Source organism: Streptococcus oralis, assembly GCF_026782345.1.
Classification (GTDB): Bacteria; Bacillota; Bacilli; order Lactobacillales; family Streptococcaceae; genus Streptococcus; species Streptococcus oralis_CK.
Window position 1 is genome coordinate 229,612 of the sequence record NZ_JAKUWI010000001.1, and the last position, 16,054, is coordinate 245,665.

At 40.6% G+C, this 16,054-nt stretch carries 10 protein-coding genes; all 10 read left to right on the forward strand.

All coding sequences use genetic code 11. The features are described 5' to 3' along the window. Window positions 1–17: 17 nt before the first annotated feature. Entirely contained in the window at window positions 18–773 is a 756-nt protein-coding gene (locus tag MK405_RS01185; RefSeq protein WP_268704077.1) for an SDR family NAD(P)-dependent oxidoreductase, read from the forward strand. Window positions 774–975: 202 nt separating this feature from the next. Beyond that, entirely contained in the window at window positions 976–1,545 is a 570-nt protein-coding gene (locus tag MK405_RS01190) for an SMI1/KNR4 family protein (protein WP_125450020.1), read from the forward strand. Between the two features lie 18 nt (window positions 1,546–1,563). Next, window positions 1,564–2,001, forward strand: a complete 438-nt coding sequence (locus MK405_RS01195) for a hypothetical protein (protein WP_000394429.1) — start codon at window positions 1,564–1,566, stop codon at window positions 1,999–2,001. Window positions 2,002–2,003: 2 nt separating this feature from the next. Beyond that, the gene (locus MK405_RS01200) at window positions 2,004–3,068 is read left to right on the forward strand and encodes an ankyrin repeat domain-containing protein (protein ID WP_268704078.1); all 1,065 of its coding nucleotides are present in this window, start codon (window positions 2,004–2,006) and stop codon (window positions 3,066–3,068) included. Between the two features lie 44 nt (window positions 3,069–3,112). After that, window positions 3,113–3,700 (forward strand): SMI1/KNR4 family protein, encoded by a 588-nt coding sequence (locus tag MK405_RS01205; RefSeq protein WP_084911322.1) that lies wholly within the window; start codon window positions 3,113–3,115, stop codon window positions 3,698–3,700. After that, a complete protein-coding gene (locus MK405_RS01210; RefSeq protein WP_268704079.1) occupies window positions 3,697–4,446 on the forward strand; it encodes a hypothetical protein in 750 nt (249 codons plus the stop codon). Before MK405_RS01205 ends, MK405_RS01210 begins: the two co-directional genes overlap by 4 nt. An 18-nt stretch (window positions 4,447–4,464) precedes the next feature. Beyond that, window positions 4,465–5,421, forward strand: coding sequence for a hypothetical protein (locus MK405_RS01215; RefSeq protein WP_033605815.1), 957 nt, complete (start codon window positions 4,465–4,467; stop codon window positions 5,419–5,421). A 197-nt stretch (window positions 5,422–5,618) separates the two neighbouring features. Continuing rightward, window positions 5,619–7,367 (forward strand): glycoside hydrolase family 13 protein, encoded by a 1,749-nt coding sequence (locus MK405_RS01220; protein ID WP_268704080.1) that lies wholly within the window; start codon window positions 5,619–5,621, stop codon window positions 7,365–7,367. A gap of 14 nt (window positions 7,368–7,381) precedes the next feature. Continuing rightward, window positions 7,382–7,939: an SMI1/KNR4 family protein gene (locus MK405_RS01225; RefSeq protein ID WP_084939823.1), complete on the forward strand. Its 558-nt coding sequence runs from the start codon at window positions 7,382–7,384 to the stop codon at window positions 7,937–7,939. A 403-nt stretch (window positions 7,940–8,342) separates the two neighbouring features. Further along, window positions 8,343–15,581, forward strand: a complete 7,239-nt coding sequence (gene bgaA / locus MK405_RS01230) for an LPXTG-anchored adhesin/beta-galactosidase BgaA (protein WP_268704081.1) — start codon at window positions 8,343–8,345, stop codon at window positions 15,579–15,581. The last annotated feature ends 473 nt before the right edge of the window (window positions 15,582–16,054 follow it).

Sequence of the window (16,054 nt, forward strand, 5' to 3'; positions counted from 1 at the left end):
ATTGAGAAAGGATAAGTATGCGTACTATTCTCATTACCGGAGCTAGCGGTGGCTTAGCCCAAGAAATGGTCAAACTCTTGCCAAATGACCAATTGATCTTGCTAGGTAGAAACAAGGAAAAACTGGCACAACTCTACGGAAATCATCCTAATGTGGAATGGATTGAAATCGACATTACTGATGACTCAGCCCTAGAAGCTCTGGTCGCTGACCTCTATATCCGTTATGGCAAGATTGATGTCTTGATTAACAATGCTGGTTATGGGATTTTTGAGGAATTTGACCAGATTTCTGCTCAAGATATTCACCAGATGTTTAAGGTCAATACATTTGCTCTGATGAATCTGTCTCGTCGTATTGCAGCTCGTATGAAAGAAAGCCGAAAAGGCCATATCATCAATATCGTTAGTATGGCAGGTTTGATAGCGACTAGCAAGTCCAGTCTTTACTCAGCGACCAAGTTTGCAGCTATTGGATTTTCAAACGCTCTGCGCCTCGAACTCATGCCCTATGGTGTCTATGTAACGACGGTTAATCCAGGACCGATTCGTACTGCCTTTTTTGACCAGGCAGACCCAGATGGGACTTATCTCAAGTCGGTTGACCGCTTCCTGCTGGAGCCAGATACGGTTGCGAAAAAAATCGTTAAGACCATAGGAAGAAATAAACGAGAGCTTAATCTCCCAGTCTTACTCAATCTAGCCCATAAGTTTTACACTCTCTTTCCTAAGCTAGCAGATAAGTTGGCAAGAGAAATCTTTAATTATAAGTGAGAAAGCTGTTCCCTTGAGGAAGGGCTTTTTGTTTTAATTAGGAGAAGTTGTTCATCAAAAATAATCCCTGAAAATACTGGTGGTTTATCCCTATTAGATAGTTTTGGAGTATAATTGAGATAAGAAAGTTCATTAGATAAATGAAGTCCCAAACCAGCTAGCTTACCCTAGATAATGCCCTATGTATAGCCGGAGGTTGACAATGGAATTATTGACAATTGACCAAATTATTTCCATTATTGAGGAAGCAATACAAGGGCTTGACCCTGAGATAAGAGAAGGAATTGTCCTGAGCCATACTGAAGTGCCTGTGTCTGAACTGGATCGTTTGAAAAAACAACTGCAAATACAAGATTTGGATCCGATTTTTAGGAAGTATATTCTGGCCTATAACTGGGGGCAGGTCGGTTTTTTAAGTTACCAGTTTGGATATGGGGACGACACTAGTCTTACTTGGCTGATTAATCGCAATTTGGAATACCACGATTACTCGACTCTACAAGAAAGAGGCTTGATCATCATTGCAAATGGAGATCCCTATACTATTTTGCTGGATTGTCAATCTGGGGCGGTCTATGCTCTTGATGCAGAGATGAACTATGATGAAAAAATATGGCTGACACCAGATTTTCTAGCATTTGTTAGAGCCATGGGAACGGCCCAATCTGCAGTTTGGAAGGGGTGTGAAAGTGACTTCATCCGCTTGATGACTAGAATAGGTCATGCGTCCAGTTTGATATTTTGGCAGAGTCTGGTCGGGTTTTATGATTGAAAATAGAAGGAGCAGGTCATGGAATTTATTGTAGCTGAGGAAGGGATTCCTCAAAATATCGGATGTCAGGGAGCCCTGATTGCCTATTATGGCAGTGAGATAGAATTTCATTATGAAACCGTTCCACCACACGGTGATGAGATTTTTTCTGCCAAGTTGCCTTTGTTGGGGCTTGATCTGCCCTTTTGGATCTATGGGAGAAATCTCATATTTTTAGATGCTTACTACCTATTAGCAGAAACAGTTAAGAAAGGGACTTGGAATCCCATAACGAGCATGCTCATCAACATTCATACGGGGGAATACGCCAGCCTAGACCACTGGTACAATCATATATCTATTGAGCAAAACGGTCTTGAGTTGAAAAATGATTATGATGGACAAGTCCTGACTTTGAAAACGGTTGACAAACTTCATTGGCTTGCCCTAGATGCTGAATCAGAAGAAAGGAACTAAAGATGGCAAAGAAAAGAGTTACATTACCAAAAGAGTTTAAGGATTTAATGGATGAAGGAAATATTGAAGACCTTAAAGCAGTCTATGATCGTTGTGAATTAACCGCCCATGATGGAAGATTTAGCTTATGTACACCTCTGCATATGGGAGGAGTCCCGGATGAATTGGTTATCTGGCTTGTCGAAAAGGGCTTGGATATCAATATTCCTGATTATTATGGAGGGACTCCTTTATACCGTCAAGCAATCTTGGGTAGAGATACAGTAAAACTCTTGTGTGAATTGGGGGCAGACATTGAAAAGCCCAATAGATATGGCGAGACCCCTCTACATATGGCAGCTGAGTTTTTTCATCCTAAAACAGTCAAATTTTTGATTAACAAGGGAGCAAATGTCAATGTAGAGAATGATATGGGAAGAACTCCACTAGCTTCAGTCTTGATGGTTTGTCGGGGAATCTATATTGCCCAAACTGCTGAAATTGCCTCTATGTTACTAGAGGCTGGTGCTAAGAAAACATCTGCTATGAAAGAAAAGGTTGAAAATATTGGCAAGGATTTTGAATTTCATCGGGAAAGTATCCATCCTGACTACATAGAGGCTGCAGATAAAGGCTTAACGAAGCTCTATGAGCTCTTCGATGTCAAGCCTGTAGAAAAACGCATAACCCACGATGGAGTTTCTCCGATTCTCGTAAAAGAAGGTAGCTGGGAGGAGCAATATGAGGAGCTATGGTCTTTCTTGATTCCTTCAAGTGGAGCAGCCAAAACTGTTCAGGGAGAAGTTATTCGTATACCAGGTCGAGTTCGAGATGAACTGGATCGCAATGGTGGGGTCAACTGGGACAGGGACTATAGAAAAATGCTTCAAGCTCTCCCTCAATACTTGTCTCTAGGAATCCCCCTTTCAGATCAAGAATTAGAAGAGACTAAAGAGCTTATTGCTCAAGTTCATGGGAAAGATTTTGATGATGAGCCTCGCCTAGACCGCCTGTGTCAGCTAGCTATTGCTTGGATTAAGCAAAATCCTGAACCCCTTCTCCTAGAAAAAACAAGTTATAAGCGTTAAAAAGCATTGGAAGACAGATAAAATAAAGAAATCATGGTGAAATGATGCAACTAATTGACCAAGTTAAAAAAATAGAAACTTATATTTGTGAGTGTTTTGAAGACTGGGATTTGGATGATCCTGTAGAGGAAGGATATCTGGAAGATTATCAGGACATTTCTGGTGCTTCCGAGGAAGAGCTTCAAACCTTTGAGGAAATATTTGGCATTCGTCTACCTAGTGACTTCAAAGAGCTTTATAGCTATAAAGATGGGAGTAAATACCTCTCTATTTTACCTTGTGTAATTGACCAGAGAGATTTGACTTTTTCTCTCATGAGTCTACAGGAAATTGAGACTTGTAAAAAGTACTTTCAAAATAGAGATGCTCTGTTAACCGAATTTCCCGACTATTTTTCTAGTCAAGACCTAGAAAACATGCGTGATAGTAGAATAAAGCCCTATCTTTTTAATAAAAAATGGCTTCCTTTTGCCCAGTATTGTGACTCTTGTTATCTTATGCTGGATTTTGATCCAGACCAGGAGGGTCAGGAAGGGCAGATTATTTGTTACATCCATGATCCTGACCAGGTGATCTATGCGGCTGAAAGCCTTACAAATCTGATTGAAGGGATAATGGATGAGATCATATGAACGGACAAATGTATCAGATTGCCTGTATCGTGGCAGCAGCTAGGAAGGCTTTAAAAAGTGGTAAAGAAATATGCTATAAGCCTGAAAAATATACAAATAAGTTGAGCTTTCAAATTTTGCCGTCAGAAAAAGGGGAAGTTATAGAACTATCTGTATCTGATTGGTTTGAAAATCTTAAGGGAAAAGATTTGAAGGACTTAAAATTATTTTGCCCTATCTCAGTAAATGACAGAGGTATTTTAGGTTTCTCCAATACGACACAGAGTTCAATTCTCTGTTTTTATAAAGATGGGAAGGCAAGTTATTTCCTACCAAATTGGAAATCTGCTTCCGCAGGCAGGGGCTGGGATGTTACCTACACCGAGTATGAATGGGAAAGGTCTTCTCAAGACATTCCCCACTATGAAAATAATATCGAAGAATTTAAGGACATATTGACTCGTATAGAAAATCTAGCAATTAAAATTGAATGTGACAACTTTGCCAAAGTCTTTCAATCTGCTAGAAACTTTTTGCTAGACCCAGAATCTGGTAAAGGACTGACAGAACCTCAAATTCCACTGCAACATCTAAGCATATTTAGAGCTGCAAGCTCAGCGGATGTTTTTGGAGGAATGGGCTCATGGAATGATGAACCTGGATGGCTGGCACAAGATAAGGGACTGGGTCAAGTATACGATGAACTTTCAGATCAATTGCTAAGAAATATTAGATCAGCCATTCTATTTGCCATCAACGAGTGGTGATGGATTAGGAGAGAGAAAATGGGGAAGTTAAAGTTAAGTCTATTGAATAAATGGGAACTAGACAAGGACTACAATAGTGTTTTCAATTCTGTCATGTTACATGATGGTAGAGCCTTTGTCTTGACCAGTGAGAAGGAAACTTTCAATCTCTACTGTCTGCTTGAAGTATCACCTTTGGGTGTGAAGGAGATAGATGCTTGGTATTGTGACCATGTTTGGGAGGAAGAGCCTCTACTCTTTACAGATGGACAAAATATTGGCATCATCAAGGCTGGCAAGGAAATAGTCTATTATACTGGTGATTTTTCTAATCCAGAAATTATTGCCATAAAGGATCCGCAAAGTATACTTCCTAAAAAGGCACAAGAGAGATATTTTCAAATCGTATCAGATAGCGACCAGATACCCGTGTGTTTTGAAAATCAAGTTTATACAAATCAGGCAAGAAACTTTGCCCTTTTAGAATTTGATCGAGAGAAAAAGCAGGCGAAGTGGACCACTTATTCGCATATTGATAAAAAAGATTTAAACCACCACGACACGAACTCAAGTTTTTGTCCTAAAATCGATAGTATGAAATCTTGGAAGCAAGAGCTCTATGCCTTTAGCTCTGGAGAAAGTCAAACCTCTGTCAATAAATGGGGCATGGACTATTATGCTCTTGTTAAAATCTCTAGTGATGGTCGTATTATCGAAAAGTTATTAGAATCTGAACATTTAAAGGCTTTAGGCAAAAAAGCTGGTGTCAATGGAATTTTTACGGATTCGCCTTATCTTATCCTGAGCCCCTTATTTAAGAATGATGACTGGAAGGGTAAGCAAAAGCTATTTTCTCTGGCAACGAGAGAATGGTGCGATATAGCTTTGCCTAGAGGAATGAGTAAACACAAGCTTCAAAATATGACAGACAACTTTTGTTTAACCTTCCTTTACGACAGAGGATTAAAAGAACTTGCCCTTTGTCGGATTGACTAGGCTGTGAGGCTGAGTTTGGGAGCTTTTTATAGATAGGTGCTGAAATTTCTTGGTTAGTCTGCAATATTTATTTTGAGGTGTTTTCTTGTCAAATTTGACCAAGTATTGCAAATCGAATCTTAAAATAGTATACTAGAAATAGCAATTATGAAAACGTTTGCGTTTTTGTTGATGATAGATTATTTAGGAGACAAGACATGGAATTGACAGCCATTTATCATAGACCAGAATCAGAGTATGCTTATCTGTACAAAGAAGGTCAGCTACATATCCGAATTAGAACCAAGAAAAATGATGTCCAGCAGGTCATTTTACATTATGGAGATCCCTTTATCTTCATCGAGGATAAGTATGAAGCCAAGAAAGAAATGACTAAAGCAACCTCGGATGCTTTATTTGATTATTGGCAGGTTACAGTATCGGTTGATTTTGCACGGATTCAGTATCTCTTTGAACTCCTTGATGAGGAAGGTCAGGGTATTTTCTACGGTGATAAGGGTTGTGTGGAACATACTCAAGAAAACTTGGATGCGGAAGGAAATGGCTTTAAGCTTCCCTATATTCATGAAATCGACGGATGTCAGGTTCCTAGCTGGGTTTCAAATACCGTTTGGTACCAGATTTTCCCAGAACGATTTGCTAATGGAAATCCTAATTTGACTCCAGATGGAGCTCGAGAGTGGGATGCTGCCATTGCACCTAATAGGGATGACTTTTTTGGTGGAGATTTACAAGGGATTATCGATCATCTAGACTATCTAAAAGATTTGGGAATCACTGGACTTTATCTATGTCCGATTTTTGAAGCAACGACCAATCACAAGTACGATACGACGGATTATTTTGAAATTGACCGTCACTTTGGAGACAAAGAAGTCTTTGCTAATTTAGTCGAGGAAGCTCATAAACGTGGCATTAAGATTATGCTAGATGCTGTTTTCAATCATATCGGCTACCAGTCTGCCCAATGGCAGGATGTTCTAAAAAATGGAGAAAATTCCCCTTATAAAGATTGGTTCCATATTCAAGAGTTTCCAATTACAGAGGATAAACTTCAGAATCCAAGAGAACTCCCTTATCATACCTTTGCCTTTGCTAGCTATATGCCTAAGTTAAATACAGCAAATCCTGAAGTCAAAGACTATCTTCTCAGTGTTGCAACTTACTGGATTGAGAATTTTGATATCGATGCTTGGCGCTTGGACGTTGCCAATGAAATTGACCATCAGTTCTGGAAAGATTTTAGAAAGGCAGTTCTCGCTAAAAAGCCTGATTTGTATATTTTAGGTGAAATCTGGCATACGTCTCAGCCTTGGCTAAAAGGAGATGAGTTCCATGCAGTCATGAACTACCCGCTCTCTGAAAGTATCAAGGATTATTTCTTGCGTCAGCATAAAAAGACAGAGCAGTTCATTTCAGAAATCAATAGCCAGTCAATGTACTACAAGCAACAAATCTCAGAGGTTATGTTAAATCTCCTGGATTCTCACGATACAGAGCGTATTCTTACAACTGCCAAAGGAAATCTCCAACATGTCAAGGCTGCTTTAACCTTCCTCTACCTTCAAAAAGGGACTCCTTGTATCTATTACGGAACAGAGCTAGCACTAATTGGTGGACCAGATCCTGATTGCCGTCGTGTCATGCCTTGGGACCGTGTGTCTGAGGACAATGATATGCTAAATTTCATGAAGAAATTAATCCAAGTCCGTAAAGAAGTTGCAAGCATTATTCAGCATGGTTCCTATAGCTTGCAAGAAGTGAAACCAGATGTTATTGTCTTGGAATGGACCTACGAAGGAAAAGAAGTTCAGGCTACCTTTAATCAGTCTAAGGAGAATGTTATCTTAGACAGAGATTCAGTTGATTTAGCGAGTCATTGTCAGGTTAAGGAGGGACAACAAATCATCTTACCAGATGGATTTGTAGTTACTATTTCTGAGTAAAAAGGATTAAAATAATGGCACTCAAGGAAGTTTATGAGTATTTTCGTCACTATGATAAGGAAACTTATCAGGTTGTCGCCTGCATGGGTAATGAACCATCGGAAGAAGATGTTCAGGATTTTGAAAATCAATACGGCATTCGTCTGCCAGGAGATTTCAGGGAATTCACCATGTCATCTCTGGGAGGTCTCTTTATGGAAGTCAGGGAAGAGCTATGGCCAAGAGCCAAGGCTTACGATGTAGCCCCTTTTTGGACTTTCTGTCGAGGTATTAAGGTCTTGGGAATTGCAAATGGCATCCCAGATTTCTTAGATATTCGAATTAAAACCAAGGAATTACACGCTCTGGGCTTTGAGGATTATATTCCATTTCTGTCTATCATCGGTGATGGAGATGTAATTTTCTGCTTTGATAAGGACAATCACATAGTAGCTTTGGATTGGTATAATAGTGGCGAAACTGAAGAGCTTAATTGTGATTTTTCAGGACTTTTACTCCAGCAAATTGCCGAGCTAGAAGAGCGTAAAAATGAGATGGTCAATCTTTTGGAAAAGGGAAAATCTAGTCAATAATCTATAAGGAAATATCAGTTTGATAGTCCGTAAAAGAGGTTGGGACAAAAGATCCCGACCTCACTTTTTTAGCAATCAAACTTTGACGCGTTAGCTGATTGAACTTTTTGTTCGTCTTTTAGACTCCAAAAAGCTCCTAATCATCCTCGCGAGGCTGGGACTACGAAATCGAGACTTTGTCTATCGATTTCTGTCCCACCGCCTTTTTTAGTAAAACCATTCACTAAATCTACATTCAGATTTTTAAACTTTTCTACAAATTATAGAAAAAACAATCAAAAATATGATTTTTTGTGTTTAGGCTATTGAAATTTCCTATATTATTTTATAGAATAAGGATAAAAGGCTATGAAAAAGTAATACGTTTACAAGAAAATGGAAGCGGTTACTAAAGGAGGATTTTATGGAAAAAGGCCATTGGAATCGTAAAAGAGTCTACAGCATTCGTAAGTTTGCCGTAGGAGCTTGCTCTGTCATGATTGGAACCTGTGCGGTTCTATTTGGAGGAAGTGTCATTGGAGAATCACCAGTTTTCGCGGATGAAACTCCAATTACTCACACCGTGGAACAAGCAAAAGAGGAAAGTCCGGCAGTGGAGGAAAAAGAAAATCAAGCTGTAGCAGAGCACAAGGATGCTGCAAGTGTCGACCAAAGTCAAGCTGCACCAATTGAAGCAAGCAAACCAGAGGTGAAAGAAGATGAACCTGTAACTCCAAAAGAGGAGAAAGCATCTCTAAAACCTGAAGAAACAGCTCCAAAGGTAGAATCTCAAGCTTCAAGTCAAGAAAAGCCTGTCAAGGAAGAGTTGAAAGCTGCGACAAATGAAGAAGTGAATCAAATGATTGAAGATAGAAAAGTGAATTTTAATCAAAATTGGCACTTTAAACTCAATGCGAATCCTAAAGAAGCTGTGAAATCAGATGCCGATGTATCAACATGGCAAAAATTGGATCTCCCACACGACTGGAGTATCTTTAACGATTTTGACCATCAGTCACCTGCCCAAAATGAGGGTGGACAGCTCAATGGTGGTGAAGCTTGGTATCGCAAGACCTTTAAACTTGATGAAAAAGATCTCAAGAAAAATGTTCGTGTGACCTTTGATGGTGTCTATATGGACTCTCAAGTCTATGTCAATGGCCAGTTAGTGGGGCATTATCCAAATGGTTATAACCAGTTCTCATACGATATCACCAAATACCTTCACAAAGATGGTCGTGAGAATGTGATTGCTGTCCATGCGGTTAACAAACAACCAAGTAGCCGTTGGTACTCTGGTAGCGGTATTTACCGTGATGTGACCTTGCAAGTGACAGATAAGGTTCATGTTGAGAAAAATGGAACAACTATCTTAACACCAAAACTGGAAGAACAGCAACATGGCAAGGTTGAAACTCATGTAGCCAGCAAAATCGTCAATACAGATGATAAAGACCATGAACTGGTGGCAGAGTATCAAATCGTTGAACGTGGTGGCCAGGCTGTAACAGGCTTGGTTCGTACAGCTAGCCGTACCCTGAAAGCACATGAGTCAACAAGCCTTGATGCGATTCTAGAAGTTGAAAGACCAAAACTCTGGACAGTTTTAAATGATAAACCTGCTTTGTACGAATTGATTACGCGTGTTTACCGTGATGGTCAATTAGTCGATGCTAAGAAAGATTTGTTTGGTTACCGTTACTATCATTGGACTCCAAATGAAGGTTTCTCTTTGAATGGTGAACGCATTAAATTCCATGGTGTTTCCTTGCACCATGACCACGGAGCGCTTGGAGCAGAAGAAAACTATAAGGCAGAATACCGTCGTCTCAAACAAATGAAGGAGATGGGCGTTAACGCCATCCGTACAACTCATAACCCTGCAAGTCCACAGACTTTGCAAATCGCAGCAGAACTTGGTTTGCTGGTTCAGGAAGAGGCCTTTGATACGTGGTATAATGGAAAGAAACCTTATGACTACGGGCGTTTCTTTGAAAAAGATGCCACTCACCCAGAAGCTAGAAAAGGTGAAAAATGGTCTGACTACGATCTTCGTACCATGGTCGAAAGAGATAAAAATAACCCAGCTGTCTTCATGTGGTCTATCGGGAATGAAATTGGTGAAGCAGATGGAAAGGCTCACTCTCTTGCAACGGTTAAACGCTTAGTAAAAGTGATTAAAGATGTTGATACTACACGTTATGTTACCATGGGAGCAGATAAGTTCCGCTTTGGTGATGGTAGCGGTGATCATGAGAAAATTGCTAATGAACTGGATGCAGTTGGTTTCAACTACTCAGAAGACAACTACAAGAAACTTCGTGCGAAACATCCAAACTGGTTGATTTATGGTTCAGAAACATCTTCAGCAACCCGTACACGCGGTAGCTATTATCGTCCTGAACAAGAATTGGTACATAGCAACCAAGCTTATCGTAACTATGAACAGTCAGATTATGGAAATGATCGTGTTGGTTGGGGTAAAACGGCAACCGCTTCATGGACCTTTGACCGTGACAACGCTGGCTATGCTGGACAGTTTATCTGGACAGGTACGGACTATATCGGTGAACCTACACCATGGCACAATCAAAACCAAACTCCCGTTAAGAGCTCTTACTTTGGTATCGTAGATACAGCCGGTATTCCAAAACATGACTTCTACCTCTACCAAAGCCAATGGGTTTCTGTCAAGAAGAAACCAATGGTTCACCTTCTTCCTCACTGGAACTGGGAAAATAGAGAATTGGCATCGAAAGTTGAAGATTCAGACGGAAAAATCCCAGTTCGAGCTTACTCAAACGCTGCCAGCGTTGAATTGTTCTTAAATGGTCAATCTCTTGGAGTTAAGAAGTTCAACAAAAAACAAACTAGTGATGGCCGTACCTACCAAGAAGGTGCCAATGCCAAGGAACTCTACCTTGAGTGGAAGGTTGCGTACCAACCAGGTACTTTGGAAGCTGTAGCTCGCGATGAAGCTGGAAAAGAAATTGCACGTGATAAGATCACTACTGCAGGCCAACCAGCAGGTGTTCGCCTCGTCAAGGAAGAACATGCAATCGCAGCAGATGGAAAAGACTTGACCTACATCTACTACGAAATCGTAGATAGTGAAGGAAATGTGGTACCAACTGCCAATAATTTGGTTCGTTTCCAATTGCATGGACAGGGTCAACTGGTCGGTGTCGACAATGGGGAACAAGCCAGCCGTGAACGCTACAAGGCGCAACCAGATGGTTCTTGGATCCGTAGAGCCTTTAACGGTAAAGGGGTTGCCATTGTTAAATCAACTGAACAAGCAGGTAAATTCACACTAACAGCTCATTCAGATCTCTTGAAATCTGGTCAAGTAACGGTCTTTACAGGTAAAAAAGAAGACCAAGAAAAGACCGTTCTAGGAACAGAGGTACCAAAAGTACGTACTGTTATTGAGAAAGAGCCAAAAATGCCGAAGACAGTCGGTTTTATCTACAGTGATGGCAGTCGTGAAAAACGTCCAGTAACTTGGTCTTCAGTTGATGTGAGCAAGCCTGGTATTGTAACGGTCAAAGGCACGGCTGACGGACGAGAGGTAGAGGCTCGTGTTGGGGTTCTAGCAATTGCGAAAGAACTGCCTACTGTAAAACGTGTTGCCCCAGGAACAGATTTGAATGCAGTTGATAAATACGTTTCTATCGCTGTAACGGATGGAAGCATTCAAGAATACGAAGTTGATAAGTGGGAGATCGTGGAGGCAGATAAAGCCAAACTTTCAGTCGCAGGATCACGTATACAAATGAGTGGTCAATTAGCTGGCGAAACCATTCATGCTACCCTTGTAGTAGAAGAAGGCGAGCCTGCAGCACCTGTAGTGCCAACTGTGACGGTTGGTGATGAAGCTGTCACAGGACTTACTAGTCAAAAACCAATGCAATACCGCACTCTTGCTTATGGAGCTAAGTTACCAAAAGTCGCAGCAAGTGCTGAAAATGCGGATGTTACTGTAGTCCAAGCAAGTGCAGCAAACGGTATGCGTGCAAGTATCTTTGTTCAACCAAATGATGGTGGCCCTCTTCAAATGTATGCAATTCAGTTCCTCGAAGAAGCACCAAAAATTGACCATTTGAGCCTACAAGTGGAGAAAGCTGATGCTCTCAAAGAAGACCAAACAGTGAAATTGTCTGTACACGCTCACTATCAAGACGGAACACAAGCAGTTTTACCAGCTGATAAAGTAACCTTCTCTACAAGTGGTGAAGGGGAAGTCGCAGTTCGTAAAGGAATGCTTGAGTTACATAAGCCAGGAGCAGTCACTCTGAAAGCGGAATATGATGGAGCTAAAGGCCAAGTTGAACTCACTATCCAAGCCAATACTGAGAAAAAAGTAGCCCAATCTATACGCCCAGTAAACGTAGTAACAGACTTGCATCAAGAACCTACTCTTCCAACAACAGTAACAGTTGAGTATGACAAAGGTTTCCCTAAAGCCCACAAAGTCACTTGGCAAGCTATTCCGAAAGAAAAACTTGACTCCTATCAAACCTTTGAAGTTCTAGGTAAAGTTGAAGGTCTGGATCTTGAAGCGCGTGCTAAAGTCTCTGTAGAAGGTATTGTTTCGGTTGAAGAAGTCAGCGTGACAACACCAATCGCAGAAGCGCCACAATTACCAGAAAGTGTTCGTACCTACGATTCAAATGGTCACGTTTCATCAGCTAAGGTTACTTGGGATACGATTCGTTCAGAGCAATACGCCAAGGAAGGTGTCTTTACAGTTAATGGTCGCCTAGAAGGTACGCAATTAACTACCAAACTTCATGTTCGTGTGTCTGCTCAAACTGAGCAAGGAGCAAATATTTCTGACCAATGGACCGGTTCAGAATTGCCACTTGCCTTTGCTTCAGACTCAAATCCAAGCGACCCTGTTTCAAATGTCAACGATAAATTGATTTCCTTTAATGACCGACCAGCCAACCGTTGGACAAACTGGAACCGTACTAATCCAGAAGCTTCAGTCGGTGTCCTATTCGGAGATTCAGGTATCTTGAGCAAACGTTCTGTTGATAATCTAAGTGTCGGATTCCACGAAGACCACGGAGTTGGTGTACCTAAGTCTTATGTGATTGAGTATTATGTTGGTAAGACTGTTCCAACAGCTCCTAAAAATCCTAGCTTTGTAGGTGAGGAAAACCATGTCTTTAACGATCCTGCAAACTGGAAAGAGGTAAGCAATCTCAAAGCACCAGCTCAATTAAAAGCTGGAGAAATGAATCATTTCAGCTTTGATAAAGTTGAGACCTATGCGGTCCGTATTCGTATGGTTCGACTTGATAGCAAGAAAGGAACATCTATCACAGAGGTACAAATCTTTGCGAAACAAGTTGCGGCAGCCAAACAAGGACAAACAAGAATCCAAGTTGACGGTAAAGACTTAGCAAACTTTAACCCTGATTTGACTGACTACTATCTTGAGTCAGTAGATGGAAAAGTTCCTGCAGTAACAGCAAGTGTTAGCAACAATGGTCTCGCTACCGTCGTTCCAAGCGTTCGCGAAGGTGAGCCAGTTCGTGTTATCGCTAAGGCTGAAAATGGTGATATCTTGGGAGAATACCGTCTGCACTTCACAAGCAATAAAGATTTGCTCTCTCGTAAACCAGTTGCTGCGGTCAAACAAGCTCGCTTGCTACAAGTAGGACAACCGCTTGAATTGCCAACTAAGGTTCCGGTTTACTTCACAGGTAAAGACGGCTATGAAACAAAAGACTTGGCAGTTGAATGGGAAGAAGTTCCAGTAGAAAATCTGACAAAAGCAGGTCAATTTACTGTTCGAGGCCGTGTCCTTGGTAGCGACCTCGTTGCGGAATTCTCTGTACGAGTGACAGACAAACTTGGTGAGGCCCTGTCAGATAACCCAGAGTATGATGAAAATAGTAACCAGGCCTTTGCTTCTGCAACTAATGATATTGATCCAAGTTCACATGACCGTGTGGATTATCTCAATGACGGAGATCATTCAGAAAATCGTCGTTGGACAAACTGGTCTCCAACACCATCTTCTAATCCAGAAGTATCAGCAGGTGTGATCTTCCGTGAAAATGGTAAGATTGTAGAACGGACTGTTGCGCAAGCCAAACTTCATTTCTTTGCAGATAGTGGTACGGATGCGCCATCTAAACTCGTTTTGGAACGCTATATTGGCCCAGATTTTGAAGTGCCTACCTACTATTCAAACTACCAAGCCTATGATGCAGCCCATCCATTCAATAACCCAGAAAATTGGGAAGCTGTGCCTTATCGTGCGGATAAAGACATCGCAGCTGGTGATGAAATCAACGTAACATTTAAAGCTGTCAAAGCCAAAGCCATGAGATGGCGCATGGAGCGTAAAGCAGACAAGAACGGTGTTGCGATGATTGAGATGACCTTCCTTGCACCGAGTGAATTGCCTCAAGAAAGTACGCAATCTAAGATTCTTGTAGATGGGAAAGAACTTTCTGATTTCTCTGAAAATCGTCAAGACTATCAGGTTACTTATAAAGGTCAACGTCCAAAAGTCTCAGTCGAAGAAAGCAATCAAGTGGCTTCAACAGTTGTAGATGGCGGAGACGATAGCCTTCCAGTACTTGTTCGCCTTGTTTCAGAAAGTGGAAAACAAGTCAAGGAATACCGTATCCACTTGACCAAGGAAAAACCAGTTTCTGAGAAGACTGTTGCTGCTGTACAAGAAGATCTTCCAAAACTTGAATTTGTTGAAAAAGATTTGGCCTACAAGACAGTTGAGAAAAAGGATTCAACACTGTATCTAGGTGAAACTCGTGTAGAACAAGAAGGAAAAGTTGGTAAGGAACGGATCTTTACAGCGGTTAATTCTGATGGAAGTAAGGAAGAAAAACTTCGTGAAGTGGTAGAGGCTCCGACAGACCGCATCGTCTTGGTTGGAACGAAACCAGGAACCTCCCTTCCAGAAGATGAAGTGAAGAACCTTGTCCTTAACAAACCAGAACTTGTAATCGAAGAAGAAACAATTGATTTCAAGGTTCAGGAACGTAAGTCTGATAAGTTGTATCTAGGTGAAACTCGTGTTCTCCAAGAAGGTCAAAAGGGTATCCGTGTTCACTTGATCGAGGTTGAAAATGGTAAGCGGACTGAAAAAGAAAGCTATGATAAAGTTTTAACTCAGGATCGCATCGTAGAAGTAGGAACGAAGCAAGGAACCTCCCTTCCAGAGGATGAAGTGAAGAACCTTGTCCTTAACAGACCAGAACTTGTAATCGAAGAAGAAACAATTGACTTCAAGGTTCAGGAACAAAAGAACGATAAGCTTCCAGCAGGTCAAACCCGTGTTCTCCAAGAAGGACAAAAAGGTATCCGTGTTCACTTGATTGAAGTTGAAAATGGCAAGCGAACTGAAAAAGAAAGCTATGATAAAGTCGTGGCTCAGGATCGCATCGTAGAAGTAGGTACGGCTGGTGAAACGACTAAACCAGTACCGCAAGAATCTACAAAACCACAAGTATCAGAAAAAACAGATACAAAACAAAACACTTCAAGTGAAGCTAGTCAGGTTCAAAAAGAGCAGTTACCAAATACAGGAAGTGCAACAAGCCAAGCAGCTCTAGCAGCAGGCTTAGCTCTTCTTGGTTTGAGTGCAGGATTAGTAGCCACTAAAGGCAAAAAAGAGGATTAGAATTTCTACGATATGAAGAGATGGGGACAAAATAGATTTATATTTTAAAAACTCTTCATTATGAATTTTGAAAATCTAATAGATTAAATAAAAAGTGAACCAAACTATTCTGGGACAATCAGAATTCTGTTTAGTTCACTTTTTGTTATGTTCTAAACTTTTATTTTAATATATTTCTACTATATTAAATCTTATAACAGTATATAGATTAATAAATTGGTTATATTTAGTTTTATGAATAAAGGAACATTATTTATTGAAGGATAGTAGAAATATCAAAGGAATGAATCCTTTAAAGTTGACATTTCGTAAATAAATTCTTTAGTAATGAAATAAATCAATTAAAATATATATGTTATAATAAACTTGATAAGTTCTATTATATCATGTGCTGTAAGTGAATATAATTTTATCAAGAATAGAGCATGGTGTTATTATGGATACGTCACTATATTGTGGAGGTGTTGCATACG

What these genes read in the sequence shown, in the direction of transcription:
- MK405_RS01185 (WP_268704077.1), top strand. Translation starts at nt 18, where the DNA reads ATGCGTACTATTCTCATTACCGGAGCTAGCGGTGGCTTAGCCCAAGAA.
- MK405_RS01190 (WP_125450020.1), top strand. Translation starts at nt 976, where the DNA reads ATGGAATTATTGACAATTGACCAAATTATTTCCATTATTGAGGAAGCA.
- MK405_RS01195 (WP_000394429.1), top strand. Translation starts at nt 1,564, where the DNA reads ATGGAATTTATTGTAGCTGAGGAAGGGATTCCTCAAAATATCGGATGT.
- MK405_RS01200 (WP_268704078.1), top strand. Translation starts at nt 2,004, where the DNA reads ATGGCAAAGAAAAGAGTTACATTACCAAAAGAGTTTAAGGATTTAATG.
- MK405_RS01205 (WP_084911322.1), top strand. Translation starts at nt 3,113, where the DNA reads ATGCAACTAATTGACCAAGTTAAAAAAATAGAAACTTATATTTGTGAG.
- MK405_RS01210 (WP_268704079.1), top strand. Translation starts at nt 3,697, where the DNA reads ATGAACGGACAAATGTATCAGATTGCCTGTATCGTGGCAGCAGCTAGG.
- MK405_RS01215 (WP_033605815.1), top strand. Translation starts at nt 4,465, where the DNA reads ATGGGGAAGTTAAAGTTAAGTCTATTGAATAAATGGGAACTAGACAAG.
- MK405_RS01220 (WP_268704080.1), top strand. Translation starts at nt 5,619, where the DNA reads ATGGAATTGACAGCCATTTATCATAGACCAGAATCAGAGTATGCTTAT.
- MK405_RS01225 (WP_084939823.1), top strand. Translation starts at nt 7,382, where the DNA reads ATGGCACTCAAGGAAGTTTATGAGTATTTTCGTCACTATGATAAGGAA.
- bgaA (WP_268704081.1), top strand. Translation starts at nt 8,343, where the DNA reads ATGGAAAAAGGCCATTGGAATCGTAAAAGAGTCTACAGCATTCGTAAG.